The following is a 25,202-nucleotide window of genomic DNA, read 5'->3' as shown; positions in this document are numbered from 1 at the left end:
GATGCGTCACAAAATGTTTATTGCCGCGAAGCTTCGTTTGACGTTTGTTGCGCCGCAACACAGGTTGCGGACACAAATCGTCGTGGGGGCAACGAGCATGCACATAATCGATCGTCGCGTGGTGATCGCGTCGCTCTTGGCGTCGTCGGCCATCGTCACGCCAACCTTCGCGCAAACTGCGACCACTGCCGCGCCGACCACCGCCCCGCCGACCATCGCCCCGCCGACCATCGCCGAGCCGACCCCGGACGCAACGGCACCGCAGGCCGGCGAGTATGAAGGCGATATTGTCGTCACCGCGCAGAAGCGCGACCAGAATATCCAGGCGGTCCCGATCAGCATTCAGGCGATCGGCACCAAGCGGCTCGACGATCTGAACATCTCGAACTTCAACCAATACACGCAGCTGTTGCCGTCGGTGTCGTTCCAGACGACGCAGCCGGGCTCGACGGTCGTCTACATGCGCGGCGTCGCATCGGGTGGTGACGGCAACCATTCGGGTCCGCTGCCCTCGGTCGGCACCTATCTCGACGAGCAGCCGGTGACGACGATCGGCGGCACGCTCGACGTGCACATCTACGACATCGCGCGGATCGAGAGCCTCGCCGGGCCGCAGGGCACGCTGTACGGCGCGTCGTCCGAAGCCGGCACGATCCGGATCATCACCAACAAGCCGGACACGAGCGACTTTTACGGCCGTGTCGACGGCGAGGTGAACAGCGTCAAGTCGGGTGGGATCGGCAGCAAGATCGAAGGCATGCTCAACATGCCGCTGTCCGAAAGCGCGGCACTGCGCGTGGTCGGCTTCTATCAGCGCGACGCGGGGTTCATCGACAACGTCGCCGGGTGTCGCAGCTATCTGCCCGAGCCGACCGCGACTTCGTGCACCTCGGCGAATGGCGGCGTGGTCGTCGATAATGCCGCGTTCGTGAAGAAGAACTACAACGATACCGAGACCTATGGCGGCCGCGCCGCGCTGAAGGTCGATCTTGACAGCAACTGGACCGTGACGCCGACCGTGCTGTACCAGGAACAACGCAACCACGGCACCTATGGCTACGATCCGAAGGTCGGCGATTTGCAGGTCCAGCATTTCTTCCCCGAGTTCCGCCGCGACCGCTTCATCCAGGGCGCGCTGACGATCGAGGGCAAGGTCGGCAATTGGGACGTCACCTATGCCGGCGCGTATCTCGACCGGAAGACCTACACGTCGAGCGACTATACCGATTATGCCGAAGCGTATGACTCGGCCTATTCCTCGGTCGGGGGCTCGCCGGCTATTTCTATTACCAGGACAATGCCGGCCGGACGATCGATCCGCGGCAGAAGATCATCGGCACCGACCATTTCAAGAAAACCAGCCAGGAACTGCGCGTCGCCTCACCCGTCGAGGACCGGTTCCGGATCGTCGCCGGCGCCTTCTATCAGCGCCAGACCAACGCGATCTTCCAGGACTACCAGATCGCCAATCTCGGCACCGCGGTGTCGGTCAACGGCTCGCCGGGTACCTTGTGGCTGACCAAGCAGAAGCGCGTCGACAAGGATTACGCGATGTTCGGCGAGGCGAGCTTCGATATCCTGCCGAACCTGACCGCGACGGCGGGTGGCCGCGCGTACATCTACGACAATTCGCTGATCGGCTTCTACGGGTTCGGGCGCAATCCTGCGGTCGATCCGGACGATGGCCGGCCCTACACCGCCACGCCGTTCAATGCCGCGGGCAGCAGCCAGACCGGCGTCGCGGGCTGTTATCTGGCGAACGGCCAGACCTTGCGGGAAGCCTATCTGAGCGGTGGCGACACCTCGACGTTGTTGCCCGCAGCCGTGTCGGGCTCGCCGTGTACCAATCTGGCGACCTATACGACCACCGGCCTGATCCCGAAGAAGACGCAGGGGCAAGGCGCGACCTACCGGTTCAACCTGACGTTCAAGCCCACCGACACGGTCATGGCCTATGCCACCTTCTCGCGCGGCTTCCGGCCGGGCGGGATCAATCGCCGCGGCGATGTCGCGCCGTATGATGCGGATTTCCTGACCAATTACGAGCTCGGGCTGAAGACCACCTTGTTCGACCGGCTGCGGTTCAATGCGTCGATCTATCAGCAGGCGTGGGACAAGTTCCAGTTCTCGTTCCTCGGGCTGAACAGCTTCACGATCATCCAGAACGGGCCGAATGCGCGGATCAGGGGGCGGAGGCGGATGCGAACTTCTCGACGGGCGGCCTGTCGCTGACCGCGGCGGCGGCTTATACCGATGCCAAGACGCGCAGCGATCTGTGCGCGACGCAGATCTGTAGCGGCGACGGTACCGATGTGCTGGCGCCATCGGGTACGCGCCTGCCGATCACGCCGCGGTTCAAGGCGAGCGGCACGGCGCGCTACAGCATGCCGATCGGCACGGCGAAGGCGTATATCCAGGGGCTGGTCGCACATCAGAGCTCGGCGTCGGCGGATATCCGACTGGCGCAGGCGGCGACGCTGGGACGGCTCAAGGCCTATACGACGGGCAATGCCTCGGTCGGCGCGGAGGTTTCGAACTTCACGTTCGAGGTGTTCGTCCAGAACCTGTGGGACGAACGCGCGCAATTGTCGCGGTATCAGCAATGCGGGACGTGTTCGCAGCGGACCTATATCGTCACCAGCACGCCGCGGACCATCGGGCTGCGCGCTGGGGCAAAGTTCTAAGAATGGCTCGTTGCGACCCTCCCCCTGGCGGGGGAGGATCGTTTTCTCCGAAGAAAGATGATGATGACGTCAAAGCTCAAGCTTCTCCTGGCCTGCACCGCCGCGATGACCGCCCTGCCCGCTGCGGCGCAGGCGCAGACCGCCGCGACCAACGGGCTCGAGATCGCCAAGAAAATGATCGCGTTTCGTAGCGTTCGTGGTCCCAGCAACCAGACGCCGCAGCTCGCGGCGTATCTAAAGTCGGTGCTGGTCGGTGGCGGTTTCGCGGCGAGCGACGTGACGGTCACGCCGGTCGACGACACCGCCTATCTGGTCGCGACGTGGAAGGGCAGCGACGCGGCGTTGAAGCCGATCGTCCTCTCCGGCCATATCGACGTGGTCGAGGCCAAGCCCGCCGACTGGCAGCGCGACCCTTTCACCGCAGTGGTCGAGAACGGCTATCTCTACGGCCGTGGCGCCACCGACATGAAGCTCGACGCCGCGCTCGCTATCGCGACGCTGCTCGACATGAAGAAGGCGGGCTACGCGCCCAAGCGCGGCATCGTCCTCGCGCTGTCGGGCGACGAGGAGACCGTCATGAAGACGTCGTCGCTGATCGCCGACCAGCTCAAGAACGCCGAGATGGCGCTCAATATTGATGGCGGCGGCGGGCTGTACGGCGAAGATGGCAAGGCCGAGTATTTCACGATCGGCGCGGCCGAGAAGACCTATGCCGATTTCCAGCTCGAGACGACCAGCGCCGGCGGCTATTCGTCCGCGCCGCGGAAAGTGAACGCGATCAACCAGCTTGCTGCGGCGCTGGTCAGGATCGGCGACTATCGCTTCACGCCGCAGCTGTCGCCGATTACCAAGGGGTATTTCGAGGGCGTCGCGCCGCGGCAGACGCCCGAGATCGGTGCGGCGATGCGCGCGTTTGCCGCAAATCCGAAGGACCAGAAGGCGATCGAGACGCTTGCCGCCAATCCGGGGTATGTCGGCCAGATCGGCACCACCTGCGTCACATCGATGATCAACGGCGGTCATGCGCTCAACGCATTGCCGCAGCGCGCGACCGCGAACATCAACTGCCGCATCTTTCCCGGCGTGAAGCCCGCGACCGTGATGGCCGAGCTTGCCAGGGTCGCGGCCGATCCCGGCGTCAAGTTCAGCGACGTTACCGAAGGATCGAACCCGACCGACGCCTCGCCGCTGCGCGCGGACCTGACCGGTGCGGTGAAGAAGGCGATGGGCGCGATCCGTCCCGGCGTGCCGATCTTTCCGAGCATGTCGGCGGGCGCGAGCGATTCGATGTGGTATCGCTCGGTCGGCGTGCCGAGCTACGGCGTGAGCCCGACCTTCATCAAGCAATCCGACGACTTCAGCCACGGCCTGAACGAGCGCACGCCGATCGACAACATCCCGCTGGCGATCACCTATTACCGCTCGCTGCTGACTGATCTGACGAAGTAACGCGGAGACAGGGCGCGCGGTCCTCTCGCGACGTCACGAATTAGTAGGGGAGCCGGGCATTAAATGCCGCCGCCCGGCTTTCTACATTGACGCAGTGCAGCATCACTTCTAGCTGCCCGCGCTCAACCCAACGCTAAGCCCTTTGGCGCAGCTTGCCCAGCGCCGGAGGCGCCGCGTTACCATGACCATGACCTTTGCCGATCTCTCCCTCGCGCCGTTTTTGCTGCAGGCGCTAGCGGAGGAAGGTTATGTGAGCCCTACCCCGATCCAGGCGCAATCGATCCCGACGCTGCTACAGGGCCGCGACATGCTCGGCATGGCGCAGACCGGGACCGGCAAGACCGCGGCGTTCGCGCTGCCGCTGCTCCATCGCCTTGCCGCCGATCCGCGGCCGGCGCCCAAGGGCGGTGCACGTATCCTCGTCCTCGCGCCGACGCGCGAGCTGGTGTCGCAGATCGCCGCTGGCTTCGAGAGCTTCGGTCGGCATCTGAAGCCGAGCGTGATGACGATCTTCGGCGGCGTCAGCCAGTTCCACCAGGTCAAGGCGCTGGAAACGGGCGTCGACATCATCGTCGCCGCGCCGGGACGCCTGCTCGACCTGGTCGATCAAGGCGTTTGCGACCTGTCGCAGCTCGAAGCACTGGTGCTGGATGAAGCGGACCAGATGCTCGACATGGGCTTTGCCAAGCCGATCGAGCGGCTCGTCGCGACGCTGCCGACGGACCGGCACACCTTGCTGTTCTCGGCGACGATGCCGAAGTCGATCGCCGCGCTGGCCGAGAGCCTGTTGCGCGATCCCGCCAAGGTCGAGATCGCACCGCCATCGACCACCGTCGACCGGATCGACCAGTCGGTGATGTTCCTCGACGCCGCCGACAAGAAGGCCGCGTTGCTCGCGTTGCTCAAGACGCCCGACATGGGCCAGGCAGTGGTGTTCACACTGCAGAAGAACATCGCCAACGACGTGTGCGCGTTCATCGGCGAGGCGGGGATCACCGCGGAGGCGCTGCATGGCAACAAGTCGCAGGGCCAGCGCGAGCGTGCACTCGACGCGTTCCGGGCGGGCACCGTGCAGGTGCTGGTCGCGACCGATATCGCCGCGCGCGGCATCGACGTCGATACCGTGACCCACGTCTTCAACCACGATCTGCCGAGCCTGCCGGAGAGCTATGTCCACCGGATCGGCCGCACCGGTCGCGCCGGCCGCAGTGGCTTTGCGATCACGCTGTGCGATGCCGAGCAGCGCGCGTGGCTGCACGATGTCGAGCGCGAGATCGGTCGCACGCTGACCGTGCAGGACGATCATGAATGGCATTGCGAAGTGGCGCGCCACTCGACCAAGCGCGCGCCCGTGCTGGGCGGCGGTCCGGTCAAGCAGGTCAAGCCGGCCAAGGCACCGCGCGAGCGGAAGGTCTGGACCGAGGCAGAGAAGATCGCCGCGCGGACGGCCGCCAAAGCCGCTTGATGCGATCCTGAGCGGCGCGACGGAGTGAAAGAACCGCCCCGTCACGCCGCTCAGGATCACCGGTCTGAGTTGGGGCCGATAAAGCTCAGCCGGCGAGGCGGGCGGCCAGGAAATCGACGAACACGCGGACGCGCGCGGGCATGTTCCCACCGCCGACGAATACCGCATGGATCAGCTCAACATCGCCGGGATTGAAATCGTCCAACACGGCGATCAGCCGACCAGCGGCGATATCGTCGACGACGCTGAACGCACCGACCCGCGCGATGCCGACGCCCGCCGCGGCAAGCTGGCCGAGCGTTTCGCCGTTGTTCGCCTCGATATTGCCCTTCACCGACAGGGTGACGTCGCGTCCTTCGACGCGGAACGGCCAGACTGGCTCGACCCGACGGAAGTTGAAGTTGAGGCAATTATGCCGGTGGAGATCTTCGGGACGCATCGGCATGCCGCATCGCGCCAGATAGTCGGGTGCGGCGACGATCACCCGCCTGCTCTCGCCGAGCTTGCGCGCGGTCAACAGGCTGTCACCAAGCGGCCCGAACCGGATCGCCACGTCCGCTTGCCCGGCGGCCACGTCGGCGATCGTATCGGTCAACGCGAAGTCCACCAGGATATGCGGGTAGAGGCGCGCGAATACGCCGAGTAGCGGCACGATGCACAACCGCCCGTGCGACAGCGCGGCGCTGATCCGCAGCCGTCCACGCGGCGCGCCCTGATCGGCGATCTGTTGCTCGGCATCGTCGAGATCGGCGAGGATCCGCCGGGCCATCTGAAGATAGGCCTGCCCTTCCGCGGTTGCCGTCAACGCGCGGGTGGAGCGGAGCAGCAGCCGTACCCCGAGCCGCGCCTCGATCCGATCGAGCGACCGGGCGACCGCCGATGGCGTCAGCCCCAGCACCCGGCCCGCACCGGAGAAACTGCCTTCGCGCATCACCGTCGCGAACAGTTCGAGCGCGCGTGCCCGATCAGCCCCCAGACCTATCTTTGCGTTCATTTCACAAATCCTTCGCGCACGCGGCTGCTAATAGCTTGGCCTCGATCCACCCATCTATGCATCAGGTTAATAGCGGGGATATGGATATGGACTATCGGCAATTGGGATCCTCGGGACTGCGCGTCCCGGCCCTCAGCTTCGGAACGGCTACTTTCGGCGGATCGGGGCCGTTGTTCGGCGCCTGGGGACACAGCGACGAGACCGAAGCACGCCGCATGGTCGACATTTGCCTCGACGCCGGCGTCACGCTGTTCGACACCGCCGACGTCTATTCGAACGGCGCGTCGGAAACGGTACTCGGTGCTGCGATCAAGGGCCGGCGCGATCAGGTGCTCGTGTCGACCAAGACCGGACTGCCGATGGGCGACGGGCCCGACGACTGGGGCACGTCCCGCGCGCCTGATCCGTGCGGTCGAGGCGTCGCTGCGACGTCTCGGCACCGATCACGTCGATCTCCTTCAGGTCCACGCCTATGATGCGTCCACCCCGGCCGAGGAGCTGATGGGGACGCTCGACACGCTGATCGCCGCCGGCAAGGTGCGCTACGCGGGAGTCTCCAACTATCCGGGCTGGCAGGTGATGAAGGCGCAGGCGATTGCCGACCGTTACGGCTGGCCGCGTCTCGTCGCGCATCAGGTCTATTACTCGCTGATCGGGCGCGCCTATGAAGCCGATCTGATGCCGCTCGGGGCGGACCAGGGTCTCGGCGCGCTGGTGTGGAGTCCGCTCGGCTGGGGCCGACTGACGGGCAGGATCGGGCGGGATCGGCCGATCCCCGCAGGCAGCCGCCTCCACGATACCGAGCAATTCGCGCCGCCGGTCGAGACCGACCATCTGTACCGCGTGATCGATGCGCTCGAGGCGGTTGCAGCGGATATCGGCAAGACCGTGCCCCAGGTCGCGATCAACTGGCTGTTGCGGCGTCCGACCGTGGCGTCGGTCATCATCGGCGCACGCACCGAAGAGCAGTTGCGCGACAATCTCGGGGCGGTCGGTTGGGCGTTGTCGGCGGATCAGGTCGCCACGCTCGATGCCGCCAGCGATGTCCTGCCCCCCTACCCCCACACGCCGTACCGGCAGCAGGAGGGCTTTGCCCGCCTGAACCCCGCGCTGGTCTGAGGAGCGCCACCATGAAACTCAATCCCGGCCTGTTGGCCCTGTCCGTCGGCGCCTTCGGCATCGGCGTGACCGAATTCGCGCCGATGGGCCTGCTCCCCGTCATCGCCACCGATCTTGGCGTGTCGATCCCGACCGCCGGGCTGTTGATCAGTGCCTATGCCTTGGGCGTGGTGATCGGCGCGCCGCTGATGACGCTGACCACCGGACGCGTGCCGCGGCGGACGTTGCTGATCGCGCTCGCCGGGATCTTCACCATCGGCAACCTGCTTGCGGCGGTATCGACCGGATACGGCATGCTGATGGCGGCACGAGTCCTGACGTCGTTCAATCACGGCGCATTCTTCGGCGTCGGCGCGATCGTCGCGGCCAGTCTCGTCCCGGCCGAGCGCCGCGCGGGCGCGGTCGCGGCGATGTTCATGGGGCTGACGATCGCCAACGTGGTCGGCGTGCCGCTTGCAACCTGGGCCGGCGATCATCTCGGATGGCGTTCGGCATTCTGGGAATCTCCGCGCTCGGCGTCGCGACGATGGTGGCGCTCCGCCTGACGCTGCCGGCGCTGCCCGCGCCCGTGGGTAGCGATCCGATCGCGGAACTCCGCGTGCTGACGCGGGGACCGGTGCTCGGCGCGCTGGGCCTCACCGTCATTGGTGCGAGCGCGATGTTCACGGTCTTCACCTACATCACCCCGATCCTCCGCGAGGTGACGCACGCCTCGCTCGGCTATGTCACCGCGATGCTGGTGACGTACGGCGTCGGCCTGACGATCGGCAACTGGCTCGGCGGACGCTTCGCCGATCGCTCGGTCGACCGGACGCTGATCGTGACGCTCGCTGCGCTGGCCGCGATCCTCGTCGGGTTCGCGATGCTGATGCCGTTCAAGGGACCTACCGCGATCCTGATATTCCTGTGGGGCATCGCAAGCTTCGCGCTGGTCCCGCCGCTCCAGGTCCGGGTGATGCACGCCGCGGCGGACGCGCCCAACCTCGCGTCGGCGATGAACATAGGTGCGTTCAACCTCGGCAACGCGATCGGCGCAGCAGTGGGCGGCGGCGTGATCGCGGCGGGCATCGGCTATCCCGCCGTGGCGCTGGCGGGAGCCGCCGCCTCCGGGCTGGGCTTGGTCGCGGTGATCGTCGCACGGCACCGCGCGTCGAAACGCGATCGTCGAGCGCCAGACGTGGCGATCGAGGCGGCGGCCCGGTCGGCCAATGCCTGACGATCGGGGCTGGCTTCACGTCCTGTGCTCGGGCGCTCTACCGGTCCCGGCGGTCACCGCGCCAGCCAGTCCCTGATCCCCGAGACACTGCGAAAATCATCGATGGCGCGGACGTCGAGTGCCGGATCGACCGCACGCACCATATCGGCGAGCGCGGTGCCCGGCCCGAGTTCGAGTATACTGCGCGACGTGGGTCCGCTCGCCACCGATGACGAACAGGAGGTCGGGATTGACGATCGCGATGGCGCAGCCGAACCGAGCGACAAGCGCATCGACGCACTCGCGTGGCAGACCCCGGATAAAGCCTAGCCCGTCGTCGGTACCGCTCGCGGCATCCATCGCCTCGGCGCGCGCGGCGGTCAGATGCAGCGTGCGTTCGGGTGACCAAATCCCCGCAATGCCCCATGCGGTCATCTCGCCGACGCTGTATCCTGCGACGACAAACGGCATCGTCGGCGCGAGACAGGCCGCCGCGACGAGTCCGCGGGTGACGCAGAGGATCTGGCTCGTCCGGTTGGCGAACAGCGTCGCCGCGTCATCAGTGCGCAGGACCGTGAAGACGTCTTGCCCCAGCACGTCGCTCGCCTCGGCGAGGATCGGTGCGGCGCGCGGATCGTCGGCGAACAGGTCGAGCATCGCGCGATCCTGCCGGCCCTGCCCTGAGCACAAGAGCGCAAGCGTCATAGCGCGGTGGTGTCGACGAACAGCGCCATGAGCGCGTGGACGCGACACGCTTCTTCGTCCGCGCTCAGACGTCGCGCTTCGGCGAGCGCGGGCAAGGCGATCCGGTAGAGCGAGGGAAAGCCGCCCGCCGCCTCGAACGCAGCCGCTGCTCCGCATCCACCAAGCCAGCGAAGCGGCGGTCAATGCAGGCGACGTCGATGCATACGATGCGCTTAACCGCGAGTTCCACGAGGCGATCTACCGCACCGCGCACAACGACCTCCTGGCGGAGCAGGCGATCGCAGTCCGCACGCGGCTCAACGCGTTCCGTCGGATGCAACTTCGCCAGGACCGCCGCCTCGCCAAATCGCGCGGAACACGACGCGGTGATGCGCGCGATCGCCGAGGGCGACGGCGACGAAGCCGCGCGCCGGATGCGTGCGCATATGCTCAACGCCGCGAGCGCGCTCGACAGCTACATCGCGCACCAAAACGCGTTGCATATCCAGCCGGCCAAAACCTGAGGTTGAGCATTTTTGCCGCGTGCTGGCCTCAGTGGTTGCCCGTGCCCAGCGACTAAGGATTAGTGCTGGAAATGCCGTAACATTCGCGCGTTCGTGCCGTACGTTAGCCGGGGTCCAACTATCGCACGGCAGCCTGACCTAGAGGCTGTTCAGCGGCGCGTGCGTCATCTTGGGCAACACATGACGCGCGAACAGGTCGGCTTCCGCGGCGTGGGGATAGCCCGACAGGATGAACGCCTCGATCCCCATCTCCTGGTACATAGCGAGCTTGGCGAGTACCTGGTCGGGATCGCCGACGATCGCGGCACCGCAGCCCGAGCGTGCGCGCCCGATGCCGGTCCATAGATTGTCCTCGGCATAGCCATCGGCCGAAGCGCCTTCACGTAATGCCGCCTGCGCCGCGACGCCGGCAGACCCGGAATCCAGCGACTTGGCGCGGATCGCCGCGCCCTGCTCGGCATCGAGCTTCGAGAGCAGGCGATCGGCGTACACCCGCGCCTCGTCCTCGGTCTCGCGGACGATGACGTGCGCGCGGTAGCCGAAGCGCAGCGTGCGGCCGTGGCGAGCGGCGCGTGCGGTCATGTCGGCGATGATGTCGGCGACCTTCTCGCGCGTGTCGGGCCACATCAGATATACGTCGCATTCCTTCGCTGCCGCCTCGCGCGCGTCCGGCGACAGTCCACCGAAATACAGCAACGGCGCCTTGCCCGACACGGTGCCGATCCGCGGCGGGTCGAGCTTCAGCTTCCAGAACTCGTCGTCATGATCGAGCGGCTCGCCGTTCAGCAGCGTCTTGAGGATGCGCATGAGCTCGACCGTGCGGGCATAGCGCGGGCCGGATGCCAGCGTCTCGCCGGGGAGGTCGGACGAGATGATGTTGATGTTGAGCCGTCCGCCGAGCATCCGGTCGATCGTCGCAATCTGGCGTGCGAGTTGCGGTGGCCAGCTTTCGCCGACGCGCACCGCCATCAACAGCGCCAGCCGACGGAGCATCGGCGCGATCGCCGCGGCGAACGCGGTGGTGTCGAGCCCCAGCGCATAGCCCGAGGGGAGCAGGATGTTGTCGTAGCCACCGGTCTCCGCCTGGAGGACGATGTCGCGGCAATGCTCCCACGTCGATTGCAGCCGGGGATCGGGCACGCCGAGAAACTCGTAGTCGTCGTCGCTCAGCGCCGAGAACCAGCTGACTTCGCAGGATTTGGTCACGGCAACGCCTCGCCGCGCGCCGCGACCAGGACATCGTACCAGTCCTGCCGGGTCCAGGTGATCGCGAACGCCTGCGCGAGTTCGGCGATCCGCGCCGGGTTCTGCGTGCCGACGATCGGGATCGCCCGCACCGGATGCGCCATGATCCAGCTATACGCGGTCGCCGCCCGGCTCGCGCCCGTCTCGGCTGCCTTGCGATCGAGCGCCGCCGCCACCCCTGCGCTGCGCGCGTCTGCGGGCACACCGAGCCGGCCACCGCCGAGCGGCGACCAGGCGAGCACCGCCATGTCGCGCTCCATCGCCTGATCGAACAGCCCGTTTTCGAGCGGTTCGAGGTGGAGTGGCGAGAACTCCGGCTGATGGCTGACGAGCGGAATGGTCAGGAACGACGCCAGCGCCTGCGCCTGCGCGGGCGTGTAGTTCGACACGCCGACCGCGCGCACCTTGCCCGCCGTGACCATATCCTCGAGCGCGCGCGCCGCTTCCTGCGGGTGCGTGAGGATGTCGGGGCGATGGATCTGGTAGAGGTCGACCTGCTCGACACCGAGCCGGGTCAGCGAGGCATCGAGCGCCTTCGCCAGATAGGCCGGACTGGAATCATACGGCAGCGGCGGGAGGATACCGCCCTTGGTGGACAGGACCATCCGCGCGCAGACCGGGCGAACCTGCGAAGATGCGGCCGAGCAGCACTTCCGCATCGCCGAACCCGCCAGCGCCGTCGAAACCGTAGATGTCGGCGGTGTCGAACAGCGTGACGCCCGCCTCGAACGCCGCCTCGATCAGCGCGCGTCCTTCGGCGACGCCGACTCCGGCGAACCGCCACATGCCCCAGGCTATCGGGCTGACAAGGATTCCGCTCTTGCCGAGGGGAAGGGCTTTGGGTGTAGGATCAAGCTGCGACATCGCTGTCACGAATAGGGGTAATAGGCTTGGTCGAGCAAGTACGTTATGGTTTGGTCGGAACCGGCATGATGGGGGTCGAGCATCTCCAGAACCTGGCGGTCACCCCCGGCGCGGTGGTGACGGCGATCGCCGATCCGGTGAGCGCGTCGCTCGGCTGGGCGCGCGATGCGCTGGGTCCGCGCGACGACGGCGTGCAGGAATTTGCCGATGCGGCAGCGCTCGCGCGCAGCGGACTGGTCGATGCGGTGATCGTCGCGAGCCCCAACTATACGCACCGCGACGTGCTGGCGCCGCTGTTCGATGCGGACGTCGCGATCCTGTGTGAAAAGCCGCTGGCGACGACGCTGGAGGACGCGCGCTGGGTTGTCGACCGCGCCGCGCAGATGACGCGGCCGTTCTGGACCGCGATGGAATATCGCTACATGCCGCCCGCCGCAGCGTTCATCGACCAAGTGCATGGCGGCCGGATCGGGCGCTTGCGGATGCTGTCGATCCGCGAGCACCGCTTTCCGTTCCTGCCCAAGGTCGGCGACTGGAACCGCTTCAGCCGCAACACCGGCGGGACGATGGTCGAGAAATGCTGCCATTTCTTCGATTTGATGCGGCTGATCGTCCAGTCGGAACCGGTCCGGGTCTATTGCTCGGGCGCGATGGACGTGAACCATGTCGACGAGCGCTATGACGGCGAACGGCCCGACATCATCGACAACAGCTATACGACGGTGGATTTCGCCAACGGCGTGCGCGCGATGCTCGACCTGTCGATGTTCGCGGACGGCGCCGAGAACCAGGAGGAGATCACCGCGGTCGGCGATGCCGCCCGGCTTGACGTGTTGATCCCCGAGGGCGCGCTGGTGTTCAGCCCGCGCACCGGGTTCCTCAATCCGAAACGGGTCGAGCGTCAGGTGATCGCGGTCGACCAAACCGCACTCGACGCCGGCAGCCATCACGGCTCGACCTTCTATCAGCACCAGAAGTTCATCGCCGCGGTGCGCGGCGAAATCGGCGTCGAGGTTACCGCGCGCGATGGGCTCATGGCGGTCGCGATCGGCACCGCAGCGGAGGTCAGCGCGCGCACCAAGCGCGTGGTAGAGATGGCCGAACTCGGGTTTTGAATGAAGCGGTACTTTGCACCCTCCAAGGCGAATTGGTGTATGACAGCGCAGGACACCGTATAACCTACTCATGAAGTAGGAATTGTGTAGGGGACGCGCATGAAAACGCATTGGTTGCTGACGGGGGTGGCCTTGGCCGCAGGGCTGAGCGCACCGGCTTGGGCGCAGGATGCGCAAGCGATTCAGACCGCACCGGACACACCGACCGACCAAACCGCCGCCAGTCTGCCCGACGCGTCCGTGCCGGGCGAGATCGTCGTGACCGCGCAGAAGCGCTCGGAGCGTCTGCAGGATGTGCCGGTCGCGGTTTCCGTGATCTCGGGCGTGCAGATCGCCGCGCAGGGTGCGGTGAACCTCGAAGGCGCGCAGTACCTCGTACCGACGCTCAACTTCCGCAAATCGGGCACGACGATCAACCAGTCGCTGTTCCTGCGCGGCGTCGGCACCTCGACCTTCTCGGTCGCGGGCGAGCCATCGATCTCCACGGTCGTCGACGGCGTCGTCTACAGCCGTGCGGGCGAAGCGTTCAGCGACCTGATCGACATCGACCGGATCGAAGTCTTGCGCGGTCCGCAGGGCACATTGTTCGGCAAGAACACGAGCGCCGGCGTCATCAACATCGTCACCCAGCGTCCCGGCAACGTGCTCGCCGGGTCGGTCGAAGGATCGTTCTTCACCGGCAACGGCAACGAGTATCGCACCCGCGCCGCGCTCGACATTCCGGTGAGCGAGACGATCAAGAGCCGCTTCACCGGATTCTACGGCAATTACGCGGGCAACATTCGGAACATCGCGCATGATAATCGGCGCGTGAACGGGTACGAGCATTACGGCTTTCGCGGCATGCTAGTCGCCGACGCTACGCCCGACCTGACCTTCACGCTGATCGGCGACTATCGCCGGAGCAACGACGATTGCTGCGCCGAGGTCATCGGCACCACACCGACCGCCGGGCTCACCGCCAGCGTCCTGCCCGATCGCAACGGCAACAAGTCGCGCACCGTCAACCAGGACCTGATCACGCATACCGACGAGAAGAGCTGGGGCGTTTCGCTGCAAGCCGACGCGACGCTCGGCACGCAGACGGTGACGTACATCGGCTCGTACCGCGAATACGACAATACCGAGATCCGCGACGGCGACTGGCTGCCGACCGCGTATGTCGGCGCCAACCAACTCCACGATTTCGGGCCGCAGACGAGCAACACCTTCACGCAGGAAGTCCGGATCGCGTCGCCGTCGAACCAGTTCTTCAGCTACGTCGTCGGCGCATTCTACTCGCGCGGAAACCGAACGGACGTTCCGTCGCGACGACGTCGTCTGCACCGCTACGCCGACGCCGACCGTGCTCACCCCGTGCTCGACCGCGGGCACGACGGTCACCCGGCCGACCGGCACCGCGGTGTTCGGCTCGACCTTCAAGAACCTCGCCTTTTTCGGGCAAGGGGTCTTCAACCTGACCGATCGGTTCCGCGCGATCGCCGGCGTCCGCTATACCAGCGACCAGCTCGACGTCTTCCACAGCCGCGTCACCACGCTGGCGGGGCCGGGCATCAACCCAAGCTTCGGGCCGTTCGCGGGCAAGACGACCAATACCAACTGGTCGGGCAAGGGCGGCGTGCAGTTCGACGTCACGCCGCACTCGACCAGCTACGCGACCTATTCGCGCGGCTATAAGGGGCCAGCGTTCAACATCTTCTACAATCTCGGCGCGACCGGCACCAACGTCATCGATCCGGAGACCGCGGATAGTTACGAAATCGGCCTGAAGAACACGCTGTTCGGCGGCAAGCTGGTGGTCAACCTCGCCGCCTATTACGCCAAATATCACAATTTCCAGGCCAACAACCCGGACGTGGTCGCCGGCGTGCTCGTCACCCGCTTCACCAACGCGGGCGACATCTCGACCCGCGGCGGCGAGCTCGACCTGCTCTACCGCCCGGTCCGTGATCTCAACATCTCGGGCGGGCTCGCCTATACCGACGCGCATGTCGACCAGTTCAAGATCCCGACCAACGGCTCGACCACCGGCGTCGTACCCGCGGGCACGCAACTCGGCTATGCGCCGCGGTGGAAGGGGTCGCTCGGCGGCGACTACCGGATCCGCACGGGCAGCAGCATCGACTTCACGCTGGGTGCGCAAGGCTCCTACCAGTCCAGCCAGATCTCGCAGTTCGACGCGAGCGCCGCGATCCGCGACGCGACGACGATCAAGGCGTACGGCCTGCTCGATCTCTCGGCCGGCATCGTCGACGCGAAGGATGCATTCAGGATCATACTCCAGGTGAAGAACGTGCTCGACACCAGCTTCGCTTCGTCGATCGTCAGTGGCGGGCCCGGTGGCGCCTATCGCTACATCATCCCGCGCGAGGCCGATCGCTACGCCGGCATCACCGCAAGGCTGAACTTTTGACGGAAATGGTACAGAGCCCCACCCCGGCCCCCTCGCCCGCCCAATCCAAGGCGCGCTGGGTGGTCGTGGCGCTCGTGTTCTTCGCGATCATGCTGAACTATGTCGATCGGCAGATCCTGGCGTTGTTGAAGCCGACGCTGGAACTCGAGTTCGGCTGGTCGGACCAGGATTACGGCAACATGGCGTCGGCGTTCCAGTTCGCCGCCGCGGTCGCGTTTCTGGGGACCGGCTGGTTCATCGACCGGGTCGGTCTCCGGATCGGCTTTGCGGCGGGGGTCTTCGTATGGAGCCTCGCCGGGATGGCGCACGCGTTCGTGTCGGGCGTGAGCGGATTCATTGGCGCGCGCGTTGTGCTCGGCGCGGCGGAGTCGATCGGCACGCCCGCCGCGGTCAAGTCCGCCGCGACCTATTTCGGCCCCAAGGACCGCTCGATCGCATTGGGTATCGGCAACACCGCGCCCAATGTCGGTGCGGTCATCACCCCGCTCGTCATCCCGGCGCTGGCGATCGCGTTCGGCTGGCGCGCGGCGTTCCTCGTCGCCGGTGGCCTCGGGCTGGTCTGGGTCGTCGCGTGGTTCGCGTTCAAGATGCCCGCCGCGATCGCAGAGACCGGCGGCCCCGCGCCCATCCGCTGGATCGATCTGTTCAAGGATCGCCGGACGCTCGCCATCGCGGTCGCCAAAGTGCTGTCGGATCAGGTCTGGTTCTTCATGCTGTCGTGGTTGCCCGATCTGTTCCACCGGCTGTTCGGACTCCCGCAGGGTCAGGTCGGACTTCCCGTCGCGCTCGTCTATGCGCTCGCGGCTTGCGGCGCGCTCTCCGGCGGCTGGTTGCCGACCCGGTTGATGGCGCGCGGCTGGAGCCTCGACCGTGCGCGGAAATCCACGTTGCTGCTGTACGCGCTGCTGATTCTACCGGTACCGATCGTGCTGTCGCTGCAAAGTCCGTGGACCGCGGCGCTGGTGCTTGGGCTCGGGCTGTTCGCGCATCAGGGGTTTTCGACCAACGTCTTCGCACTGACCACCGACGTCATGCCCGCGCGATCAGTCGGGTCGACGATCGGGATCGCGGCATTCTGCGGCAATATGGGGTCGATCGGGATGATTCAGCTATCCGCCTGGTCGCTCGGTCACGGCTTTGGCTATGCGCCGATGCTGGCGATCTGCGCGGTCAGCTATCTGTTGGCGCTAGGGTTCATCCAGTTGCTCATCCCGCGGATCGAACCGGCCCGGTAGAGTCGCGGCGGATCAGTTCGAACGGGACTTCGATCCGCTTCACCGCGAACTCGGCGGCGAGAAGCAGGTCGGCCGCCATGTAGCCGAGCGTCCGCGTCGGCTGGCGGATCGTCGTCAGCGCGGGCCAGACGAAGCGCGAGATCGCATCGTCGCCAAAGCCCGCGATCGACAGGTCGGCCGGCACCGACAGCCCGCGGCGGTGCGCGACGCTGAGCACGCCTGCCGCCATGTCGTCGTTCGAGGCGAAGATCGCGGTGGGCGGCAGGCGAAGCGCCAGCAGCGCCTCGGCCGCGTCGGCGCCCGACGCGAAGTCATAGTCGCCGGGGCGGACCAGGACGGGATCGAACGCGATCTCGGCTTCATCGAGCGCGGCGCGATAGCCGGCCAGTCGCTGCACGCTGGTCGCATAGCTCGCATGCCCCGAGACGAAGCCGATGCGGCGGTGGCCCAGCGCCAGCAGATGCCGGGTCATCACGGTCGCGGCGCCGATATTGTCGATGAACACCGATGCGGTGAGATCGAGGTCGGTCCCCGGCGAGACGCGGACGAACCGGACGTTGCGACGCGCCATGAGCGCCAGCACTTCGGGATAGTCGGTAGCGGGCGGCGTCAGGATCAGTCCGTCGACACCCGATCCATCGATCAGACTCTCGATATCGTCGATCAGCCGGTCGGAATCATGGTCATAGGGCTGCGCGATCATCCGCACACCATCGAGCAGGCAGCGGTCGCGGATGCCGGACTGCATCTCGTACACGTAATAGGGGCTGGGATTGTCGCAGGCGAGCGCGATCTGGAAGCTGCGATGCCCCGCCAGCGTTCGCGCCGCCATGTTCGGCCGGTATTTGAGCGTCGCGAACGCCGCCGTCACCCGCGCGCGCGTCGCATCCGACACGCGTGCTTCGTTGTTCAGGACGCGCGACACCGTCTTGATGGACACGCCGGCAAGTCGTGCGACATCGTTGATCGTTGGCCGCACGCAGTCCCCTTCCTCGCCGCCCGCGCTTCGGAAACTCCGGTCCGACATCGCCGCGGGCTTAAGGCTGTACAGTCTTCCTATCGACCTTCCAGCCGCGCACCACGAAAATCCTTCGTTCTTGTCGACCAGGGTCGTCGACCATCGGTAATAGGATTGCAGGGGCAGCCCTTGTGCGTGCCGATAACCTTACCGATCGGCGACAGCCCGCCTCGGCCCCCGGCGTTCACGCGCAGCGTCGCGACGGTTCCGGCGAGCATCAGCGCCCCCGCGACGTACAGCATCGCGCGCGCATCGCCGCCCAGCAGCGACCGGTAGAATAACGGCACGGTCAGGCTCTCGATCATCATCGGCACGACGATGAACATGTTGAAGATGCCCATGTAGATACCGAACCGCGCCGGCGGGACGGTATCGGTCAGCATGACATAGGGGTTGCCCATCATGCTCGCCCAGCCAAGCCCGATCCCGATCATCGGTAGGTACAGCCAGCCCTCGACGCCGATGCCGGGGATTGCCAGCATCGCCGCACCCGACGCGGCGAGGCACACCGCGTGGACGACGCGCGCGCCGTAGCGCTTCGTCACCGGGACCAGCATAAGCGCGCTGACGAACGCGACCGCATTGTAGAATGCGCCGATCTGCCCGACGGTCAGCGCGGCGTCGCGAAACCCCTGGCTCGCAGGATCGGCGGTGCCGTGAAGCGAACGCGCCAGCGCGAACGCGATGAACTGCCAATAGGCGAACATCGCATACCATTGGCACAGCATCGCGACGCCGAGCTGGCGCATCGCCGGCGGCATATCGCGGATCGCGGCGACGACGTCGCGCAGCGCACTGCCGAACGTGACCTTGTCGGCCTGCATCGCCGCGCGCTCCTCGGCAGACAGCGGCAGTTCGGGGACGCGGATCACCGACCAGACGATCGTCGACAGCGACAGCACCGCACCAACGAGGAAGGCGATCCGGGTGATATCGGGAATGCCGTTGGCATCGACCGCATCCTTGTTCATCCCCCACCACACCAACAGCGACGGCGCGAGATAGGAGAGCGTCTGCGCGAGACCGGTGAACGCGGCCTGGATCAGGAAGCCGGTCGGCCGCTGGTCCTCCGACAGCCGGTCGCCGACATAGGCGCGATAGGGCTCCATCGTGACGTTGTTGGCGGCATCGAGGATCCACAACAGGCTGGCGGCGACCCACAGGGCCGGGCTGTACGGCATCGCCAACAGGCACAGGCTGCACAGGATCGCGCCGACCAGGAAATACGGCGTACGCCGGCCCAGCCGGCTCGTGGTCTTGTCGGACAGTGCGCCGATCAGCGGCTGGACGAGCAGCCCGGTCATCGGTCCTGCCAGCCACAATAGCGGCATCGACGCCTCGTCCGCGCCGAGATAGCCGTAGATCGGCGCCATGTTCGCCTGCTGCAAGCCGAACGAGAATTGCAGGCCGAGGAACCCGAGGTTCATCTCGATGATGCGCGCCAGCGACAGACGGGGTTTCATGCGCGATCTCCCATGAGCCACACGGCCTGCCAGGGTGCGAGCGTCGCAGCCGCAGCACTGCCGGACAGGCGGTCGGTGCCGATATCCGACAACGGTACCGCGCGATCCGAGAAATTGAGATACACGCGATCGGTGCCGCAGCGGATCCCGAGCAGCGCGGGAACCGATGCGTCAGTCACCAGCAGGGTCGGTGCACCCGCTCCTGCACCGGCTACGCGCGCGGCGCGCAACCGGGCAAGATCGCCGGCAATCCGCGTTGCCGCGGGGCTATCGAGCGCCGACCAGTCCATCTGCGGCCGGTGAAGCCAGCGCCCCTCATGCGCCCGGTCGGGGTCGTCTCGATACGCATAGTCGTTCAGCATCCCCGCCTCGTCGCCCATGTAGATCGTCGCGACGCCGCCGCTGGCGACGGCGAGCGTGTTGAGCAACGCGATACGCCCGAACGCCGTCTCCCGCGATACGTCGTCGGTGGCCGCCTCGAGTCCGGCAAGCGATGCCAGCGTGCCGTTGGTGCCGTGCAGCACCGAACCGTCCGACTGGAACGGTACGCCGCGTGCCCAGCTACCGCCTGCACCTTCGATGAAGTGCGCGGCGTTGGTCAGCCGCGCTTCGGGATCGGAGTCGATACCGCGCAGATCGCCCAGTACCGCGCCCCAGCCGATATCGTCATGGCAGCGCGCATACGTCAGCCAGTTCGCGCCATGCGGCAAACCGCCGCTGGCATCGACGATCGCGGCGGGCAACGCCGCCGATTGCTCGGCCAACGCGACCCAGCCGGCGACCATCAGCGAATTATTGTAGACGAGATGGCATTCTGGTTCGAACCCCTCGCCCTCGTCCGCGCCGAAATAGGGCGGCACGAACGCGGTCGGCACGATCGCCTCGGCCTTGAGCAACGTCGCCGGCGCGACGATGTCGAGCGCAGCGCGCAACGCGCGGACGATGAAATGCGATTGTGGCAGGTTGCGGCAATCCGTCCCCGCCTGCTTCCAAAGGAACGCAGTCGAATCGAGCCGGAACGCCTCGAACCCGTGATTGGCGAGTCGCAGCATCGTGTCGACCATCGCCAGCATGACCTCGGGGTTCGCCCAGTTCAGGTCCCACTGGAACGGGTAGAACGTCGTCCAGACTTCGCCGCCCATCTCGGGCACATGCGTGAAATTTCCCGGCGCGGTGGTCGGGAATACCTGCGGCAATACGGCTTCGCGCGCCGCCGCCTCGGCCTTGTCGAGGACGATGTAATAGTCGCGGTAGTGCGGATCGCCGGCCTTGGCCTTCAGCGCCCAGACATGGTCGTCCGCGGTGTGATTGAGCGCGAGGTCGACGCACAGGCTGATCCGGCTGGCACGCAGGCGGCCGCAGAGCGCCTCGACATCCGCCATCGTCCCGAGCGTCGGTTCGATGCTCAGATAATCCGCCACCGCAAAGCCGCCGTCGCTGTCGCCGGTACGCGCCTTCAACAACGCGAGCAGGTGGAGATACCGGACACCCAACGTATCGAGATACTCGACCTTTTGGGTCAGGCCGGACACGGTTCCGGCAAAGCGATCGACATAGGTCGAATAGCCGATCATGTCGGGCGCGACGAACCAGTCGCGATCGGCGATACGCGCGACGTCGAGCGCCTGCATCACCGCCGGACGCTCGGCCATGCGGTCGCGGAGCACGGCGCCGATCCGCGACCACAAGGCGTCGACGTCGTGCGAGGCGCCGTACAGCCGCTCGAGCTGACGACGCAGCGTGGTACCGTGCTGGCGCAGTCGGGTGTCCAGATCGGACGATGTGGTGGCCATGACGGTCACGCCCCCGCACGAGACGGGCGGCGCCTGCCGGACCGAAGTCCCGGCATGACGCCCGGCATGACGGGTGCGAGGCTGTCTGCTGTTCCAATCCGTCCACCTCGTATTCGCGCGGCAGGACATCGCCCGTGCCGCGTTTGTCTCCTGATGGCCCCGGATGCCGTCCTTGGCATCCGGGGCCACGGCCTGTCACCAGAACTTCAGGCCGATCGTCGCGCTGATGTTGCGGCCGGGGAATGCCCGCGCGGTGTTGATGCCGTTCGTCGGCAGCGTGTCGGTCGCCAGCCCCAGCTCGGTGATCGCCAGTACGTTGAACAGATTCTGCGCATTGACCGAGACATGGACCGCAGGCGTGATCGCATAGGATGCGAACGCACCGGTCAGGACATAGCCTGGCATCTTCAACTGGTTGAGATCCGACGCATAGGATGACGTCGTGCCGATGACGTTGGCGCCAACGGTCAACTTGTCCACGACGATCGACGGCGATGCCTGGAAGATCAGGTCCGCCTGGCGATATGGCGTATTGCCGTTCAGCGCCGGGGTCAGCTCGCTCTCGATGATGCGCGCGTGCGTGTAGGTGGCGCCGCCGGTCAGGTGGAACACGCCGTAGTCGACGCCCGCTTCGAGCTCGACGCCGTAGGAGCGGTAGCGATTGTTGATCGTGCGCTGCTGCGGGATGATGATCTCGTTCGATTCCGCAGTCGTCGCGCGGAAGCCGGTGACGTTGGCGAAGAACGGACCCGAGCGGAACTTCACGCCCGCCTCCTGCTGATTGACGAAATTCACCGCGACGTCGTCGGCGATGCTGCCGTCGTCACGGACACCGCCGCCGAACAGCACGCGATCCGCGTTGAAGCGCGCACCGCGGCTGACGCGGGCGAACAGCGCGAGATCGTTCTTGATCTCGTAGTTCGCGCCGACCGACCAGGTGAAATAGTTCTTGCGGTAGTTCACCGGCTTGGCGGCGGACAGGCTGACGACTGGGACGGTCTGTTCGGGAACCTGGATCACGCCATCCTGATTGACGTCGAGCACGGTCAGCGCGTTCGACGCGTAAATGCCCTTCGCCTTCGAGCTGTTGTAGCGGACGCTGCCGTCGAGGTTGAGACGACCGGTCTTCCACGTCGCCGCCAGATACGGCGCGTCGATGGTGTAATCGACATCGTAATAACGCTGGCAGCAATTGCCGTACACCGGCTCGCCATAGGCGATCAGCCCGTTCTGCGTGATCGGCTGGCCTGCCGCGTTAAAGACGTCGAGCAGCGCGGGCTCGTTGCCGTTGACCTCCTGCAGATAGCTGTTCCAGTGCCAGTCCATCTTCACCGCCTGGCGCGACTTGAAATAGCCTGCTGTGAGCGAGCCCGTGCCGAGGCTGCCACCGTTGATGTCCTTGCCGATCGTCAGGATGTTGGTGATGTTCGTGAAGTCTTCGAGCGTCGCATTGAACAGCAGCGAGTTGCTGGCCAGGCCGTTGCCGTTCAGCGCCGCCGGGTTGGCGATCGTCTGACCGGCATTGGGACCGGTGGCATAGCGCAGCGTGGCGCCCGCGCCGCCGATCGAGTTCGCGAACGACGCGGCGGTGTTCACGTTTGCTGCGTAAGGCGAGGTGAAGCCGCCCGAATTCTTGGCGTAGTTAAACTTGTCGTCGAACGTCCAGCCGCCGCCGAGATCGAACGACGCTTCGCCGCCGATGCCGCGCACCTTGGTCCGATAGCCATCGGCGATATCGGTGCGGATACGGCGACCGTTCAGGCCGACCGACAGATCCGAGCGGAAGTTCGGCGACTGGAGCGTGTCGCTCTTCGGGTTGAAGTTCGCGAACGCACCGAATTTGGGATCGCTGTTCGTGCCGGTGTTGCTGACCGGGACCGGGATATAGACCGGTGCCTTGTCGTCGAGATACTTGGCGTTGATCCGGACGAAGCCGTTCGAGAAGGTGCGCGTGACGTTGGCCTTGATCTGACCGCCCTTCTCAGCGTTGTAGCCGATGTCCTTCACGCCGTCGCCGATCCGGTAAAACCCGCCGACATGGAAGCTCCAGTCGTCGCCGATCGGTGCGCCGTAATCGGCGTCGATCCGGGTCCGATCGAAATCGATGCCCTTGGTCAGCGAGATGTTGCCGCCCGCGGTCTTGCCGGTCTTGCTGATGAAGTTGATGATCGCGCCCGGCGCGTTGCTGGTGAAGGTCGATGCCGAGCCGCCACGGACGACCTCGACGCGCTGGACGTTGTTGTCGGGGCGCACGAATGCGTCCGCGGTTGCAAAGGCGATGTCGCCGAAGTCGAGGACGGGCAGACCGTCTTCCTGAAACTGGACGAACTTGGCGCCGCCGCTGGCGACCGGCAGGCCGCGCACCGCGATGTTGGCATTGCCTTCGCCGCCGGACGCTTCGGAGCGCAGACCGGGGATGTTGCGGACCAGATCGGCGCTGCCGAGTGGCGCGGCCTGGGCGATCTGCGTCGCGTCGAGCGCGCTGACCGTGATGCTGGTGGTGAGACGACGCTCGGGGCGCGAGGTGCCGGTCACGACGATGTCGTTGCCGGCCTCGGCGGTGTCCGTGGTGGTTTCGGCAACCGGCGCAGGCGCCGATGCGGGCGCGACCTGTGCGGCGGCGGCAAAGGGCAAAACCGTGCCGAGCGCTGCGCCGACGAGCCAATAGGATGCTGTCTTCATATACCCTCTCCTGCAGGATCCGCCGTAACCGCGGACTGATATTCAGAGCCGGTATGCGCCAATGCAATGGATTGCAACAATCGATTGCGGTGGGGTGATCAAACGTTTCTGGTGTGACTTTTTCGCATCATTATTACTGGCAGTAGGCGGCGGTCAGGCTGAATCGCGCAGGATGAGATCGGCCGGCATGACGACCGATGGCGCGTCTTCGCCCCCCAGTCGGGCAAACAACGAGGCGATCATCGCCGATGCACCCTCCTGAATGTCCTGGCGCACCGTCGTCAGCCGCGGGACGATCGTGCTGGCAAGCGGCAGATCGTCAAACCCGATCACGGGCAGGCCGCCCGGCACGGCAATGCCGCGGTCCGCGAGCACCCGGATCGTGTGCATCGCGATGACGTCCGACGCAGCGGCGATGCCGTCGATCCTGCCGCGGAGACGATCGAGATGGCCCGCGATTTCGTCCGACATCACATCGGACGCCAGATGGGTGGCGCATTGGATCGGTTCGCCCAGCCCGGCCTCCTGCGTCGCCTGTCGCAGCCCGGCGTACCGCTCGCTCAGCTCGAGCGTGCGGATCTCGCCGAAGAACGCGATCTGGCGACATCCGCGTTCGATCAGCCGTCGTCCCGCACGCAGTCCACCAGCGCGGTTATCGACGCCGACGGCACAATGATGCTGGCCTTCGATATGGCTGCCCCAGACCACCAGCGGGCGATAGCGCTGCGCCACCCGCTCGATCGCCTCGAACTGGTCCGACTGCCCGATCAGCAGCACGCCGTCGAGCATGCCGGAGTCGACGATCCGCTCGAGCCAGTCGTTCGCATCCGGGATAACGCGCGACAACATGATGTCGTACCCGGCTTCGGTCAGTGCGTCGGCAAGATGCCCCAGGATCGCCATGAAGAACGGATCGGAGACGTGCTGGCGGCGCTCATGGCCGAGCGGCACGACGACGCCGATCACGTTGGTCTTCTGCGTCCGCAATCGGCTCGCCATCTGATTGAGGCGAAAATCATGCTCATGCGCCAAGGCCTGGATACGCGCCCGCGTTTCCGGGTTGACGAGCGGATTGTCCGCCAAGGCGCGCGATACCGTCCCCGGGTGCACACCCGCCAACTTGGCAAGATCGCTGATCGTTCGTGGTTTGGTCGACGGAATGATGGGGTCGGTCATCCCGTCTTATACAAACGCCTCTCCGAGCAACCCAACTGAAAACGGGTACCCGTGGTTCATGCCGTCCCCGCGGTTCCTTGAACC

At 66.0% G+C, this 25,202-nt stretch carries 14 protein-coding genes and 7 pseudogenes; 12 read left to right on the top strand and 9 right to left on the bottom strand.

Going from position 1 to position 25,202, the window contains the following annotated elements:
- Position 1: 1 nt before the first annotated feature.
- From QP181_RS04830 to QP181_RS04810, 4 genes and pseudogenes are all read left to right on the top strand, one after another.
- Positions 2 to 592: pseudogene (locus QP181_RS04830) on the top strand (TonB-dependent receptor plug domain-containing protein); the annotation flags it as partial.
- A gap of 719 nt (positions 593 to 1,311) precedes the next feature.
- A pseudogene (locus QP181_RS04825) lies at positions 1,312 to 2,684 on the top strand (TonB-dependent receptor domain-containing protein).
- 63 nt (positions 2,685 to 2,747) lie between these two features.
- On the top strand, positions 2,748 to 4,133 hold the full coding sequence (locus QP181_RS04815) for a M20/M25/M40 family metallo-hydrolase (RefSeq protein ID WP_333927809.1): 1,386 nt from the start codon (positions 2,748 to 2,750) through the stop codon (positions 4,131 to 4,133).
- A 187-nt stretch (positions 4,134 to 4,320) separates the two neighbouring features.
- Complete coding sequence (locus tag QP181_RS04810; protein WP_333927808.1) at positions 4,321 to 5,598, top strand: DEAD/DEAH box helicase; 1,278 nt, start codon at positions 4,321 to 4,323, stop codon at positions 5,596 to 5,598.
- An 85-nt stretch (positions 5,599 to 5,683) separates the two neighbouring features.
- On the opposite strand, the gene QP181_RS04805 is transcribed toward QP181_RS04810, so the two are convergent.
- On the bottom strand, positions 5,684 to 6,592 hold the full coding sequence (locus tag QP181_RS04805; RefSeq protein ID WP_333927807.1) for a LysR family transcriptional regulator: 909 nt from the start codon (positions 6,590 to 6,592) through the stop codon (positions 5,684 to 5,686).
- 86 nt (positions 6,593 to 6,678) lie between these two features.
- Between QP181_RS04805 and QP181_RS04800 the strand changes: the two are divergent.
- Positions 6,679 to 7,711: pseudogene (locus QP181_RS04800) on the top strand (aldo/keto reductase).
- An 11-nt stretch (positions 7,712 to 7,722) separates the two neighbouring features.
- A pseudogene (locus tag QP181_RS04795) lies at positions 7,723 to 8,927 on the top strand (MFS transporter).
- 96 nt (positions 8,928 to 9,023) lie between these two features.
- On the opposite strand, the gene QP181_RS04790 reads toward QP181_RS04795, so the two are convergent.
- On the bottom strand, positions 9,024 to 9,563 hold the full coding sequence (locus QP181_RS04790) for an ACP S-malonyltransferase (RefSeq protein ID WP_333927806.1): 540 nt from the start codon (positions 9,561 to 9,563) through the stop codon (positions 9,024 to 9,026).
- A gap of 193 nt (positions 9,564 to 9,756) precedes the next feature.
- On the opposite strand from QP181_RS04790, the pseudogene QP181_RS04785 reads away from it, so the two are divergent.
- Positions 9,757 to 9,900, top strand: a pseudogene (locus QP181_RS04785) (FCD domain-containing protein); the annotation flags it as partial.
- A gap of 79 nt (positions 9,901 to 9,979) precedes the next feature.
- On the top strand, positions 9,980 to 10,114 hold the full coding sequence (locus QP181_RS04780) for a hypothetical protein (RefSeq protein WP_333927805.1): 135 nt from the start codon (positions 9,980 to 9,982) through the stop codon (positions 10,112 to 10,114).
- Positions 10,115 to 10,252: 138 nt separating this feature from the next.
- Here the strand turns inward: QP181_RS04780 and QP181_RS04775 are convergent, their stop codons facing one another.
- Both QP181_RS04775 and QP181_RS04770 read right to left on the bottom strand, forming a co-directional pair.
- A complete protein-coding gene (locus QP181_RS04775; RefSeq protein ID WP_333927804.1) occupies positions 10,253 to 11,320 on the bottom strand; it encodes an LLM class flavin-dependent oxidoreductase in 1,068 nt (355 codons plus the stop codon).
- Positions 11,317 to 12,223: pseudogene (locus tag QP181_RS04770) on the bottom strand (aldo/keto reductase). Before QP181_RS04770 ends, QP181_RS04775 begins: the two are co-directional and overlap by 4 nt.
- 26 nt (positions 12,224 to 12,249) lie before the next feature.
- On the opposite strand from QP181_RS04770, the gene QP181_RS04765 reads away from it, so the two are divergent.
- The 4 genes and pseudogenes from QP181_RS04765 to QP181_RS04750 all read left to right on the top strand — a co-directional run bounded on the left by QP181_RS04765 (position 12,250) and on the right by QP181_RS04750 (position 16,986).
- Positions 12,250 to 13,338: a Gfo/Idh/MocA family protein gene (locus QP181_RS04765; protein WP_333927803.1), complete on the top strand. Its 1,089-nt coding sequence runs from the start codon at positions 12,250 to 12,252 to the stop codon at positions 13,336 to 13,338.
- Positions 13,339 to 13,437: 99 nt separating this feature from the next.
- Positions 13,438 to 13,890, top strand: a pseudogene (locus QP181_RS04760) (TonB-dependent receptor plug domain-containing protein); the annotation flags it as partial.
- A 607-nt stretch (positions 13,891 to 14,497) separates the two neighbouring features.
- The gene (locus tag QP181_RS04755) at positions 14,498 to 15,751 is read left to right on the top strand and encodes a TonB-dependent receptor (protein WP_333927802.1); all 1,254 of its coding nucleotides are present in this window, start codon (positions 14,498 to 14,500) and stop codon (positions 15,749 to 15,751) included.
- 5 nt (positions 15,752 to 15,756) lie between these two features.
- Complete coding sequence (locus QP181_RS04750) at positions 15,757 to 16,986, top strand: MFS transporter (protein WP_332754383.1); 1,230 nt, start codon at positions 15,757 to 15,759, stop codon at positions 16,984 to 16,986.
- On the opposite strand, the gene QP181_RS04745 is transcribed toward QP181_RS04750, so the two are convergent.
- The 5 genes from QP181_RS04745 to QP181_RS04725 all read right to left on the bottom strand — a co-directional run bounded on the left by QP181_RS04745 (position 16,958) and on the right by QP181_RS04725 (position 25,118).
- On the bottom strand, positions 16,958 to 17,965 hold the full coding sequence (locus QP181_RS04745; protein ID WP_333922320.1) for a LacI family DNA-binding transcriptional regulator: 1,008 nt from the start codon (positions 17,963 to 17,965) through the stop codon (positions 16,958 to 16,960). The genes QP181_RS04750 and QP181_RS04745 overlap by 29 nt on opposite strands.
- Before the next feature lie 77 nt (positions 17,966 to 18,042).
- The gene (locus QP181_RS04740) at positions 18,043 to 19,467 is read right to left on the bottom strand and encodes an MFS transporter (protein WP_333927801.1); all 1,425 of its coding nucleotides are present in this window, start codon (positions 19,465 to 19,467) and stop codon (positions 18,043 to 18,045) included.
- On the bottom strand, positions 19,464 to 21,260 hold the full coding sequence (locus QP181_RS04735) for an alpha-amylase family glycosyl hydrolase (RefSeq protein WP_333927800.1): 1,797 nt from the start codon (positions 21,258 to 21,260) through the stop codon (positions 19,464 to 19,466). The genes QP181_RS04740 and QP181_RS04735 overlap by 4 nt, the downstream gene beginning before the upstream one ends.
- A 195-nt stretch (positions 21,261 to 21,455) precedes the next feature.
- A complete protein-coding gene (locus QP181_RS04730) occupies positions 21,456 to 23,942 on the bottom strand; it encodes a TonB-dependent siderophore receptor (protein ID WP_333927799.1) in 2,487 nt (828 codons plus the stop codon).
- Positions 23,943 to 24,095: 153 nt separating this feature from the next.
- A complete protein-coding gene (locus QP181_RS04725; protein WP_333927798.1) occupies positions 24,096 to 25,118 on the bottom strand; it encodes a LacI family DNA-binding transcriptional regulator in 1,023 nt (340 codons plus the stop codon).
- Positions 25,119 to 25,202 lie beyond the last annotated feature (84 nt).

The sequence above is a fragment of the Sphingomonas sp. LR55 genome (genome assembly GCF_036856015.1).
Taxonomy (GTDB): domain Bacteria; phylum Pseudomonadota; class Alphaproteobacteria; order Sphingomonadales; family Sphingomonadaceae; genus Sphingomonas.
The sequence above is the reverse complement of the archived record's forward strand: the minus strand, read 5'-3'. Positions and strand labels throughout refer to the sequence as shown.

What these genes read in the sequence shown, in the direction of transcription:
- QP181_RS04815 (WP_333927809.1), top strand. Translation starts at nt 2,748, where the DNA reads ATGACGTCAAAGCTCAAGCTTCTCCTGGCCTGCACCGCCGCGATGACC.
- QP181_RS04810 (WP_333927808.1), top strand. Translation starts at nt 4,321, where the DNA reads ATGACCTTTGCCGATCTCTCCCTCGCGCCGTTTTTGCTGCAGGCGCTA.
- QP181_RS04805 (WP_333927807.1), bottom strand. Translation starts at nt 6,592, where the DNA reads ATGAACGCAAAGATAGGTCTGGGGGCTGATCGGGCACGCGCGCTCGAA.
- QP181_RS04790 (WP_333927806.1), bottom strand. Translation starts at nt 9,563, where the DNA reads ATGCTCGACCTGTTCGCCGACGATCCGCGCGCCGCACCGATCCTCGCC.
- QP181_RS04780 (WP_333927805.1), top strand. Translation starts at nt 9,980, where the DNA reads ATGCGCGCGATCGCCGAGGGCGACGGCGACGAAGCCGCGCGCCGGATG.
- QP181_RS04755 (WP_333927802.1), top strand. Translation starts at nt 14,498, where the DNA reads ATGTCGGCGCCAACCAACTCCACGATTTCGGGCCGCAGACGAGCAACA.
- QP181_RS04750 (WP_332754383.1), top strand. Translation starts at nt 15,757, where the DNA reads ATGGTACAGAGCCCCACCCCGGCCCCCTCGCCCGCCCAATCCAAGGCG.
- QP181_RS04740 (WP_333927801.1), bottom strand. Translation starts at nt 19,467, where the DNA reads ATGAAACCCCGTCTGTCGCTGGCGCGCATCATCGAGATGAACCTCGGG.
- QP181_RS04735 (WP_333927800.1), bottom strand. Translation starts at nt 21,260, where the DNA reads ATGGCCACCACATCGTCCGATCTGGACACCCGACTGCGCCAGCACGGT.
- QP181_RS04730 (WP_333927799.1), bottom strand. Translation starts at nt 23,942, where the DNA reads ATGAAGACAGCATCCTATTGGCTCGTCGGCGCAGCGCTCGGCACGGTT.
- QP181_RS04725 (WP_333927798.1), bottom strand. Translation starts at nt 25,118, where the DNA reads ATGACCGACCCCATCATTCCGTCGACCAAACCACGAACGATCAGCGAT.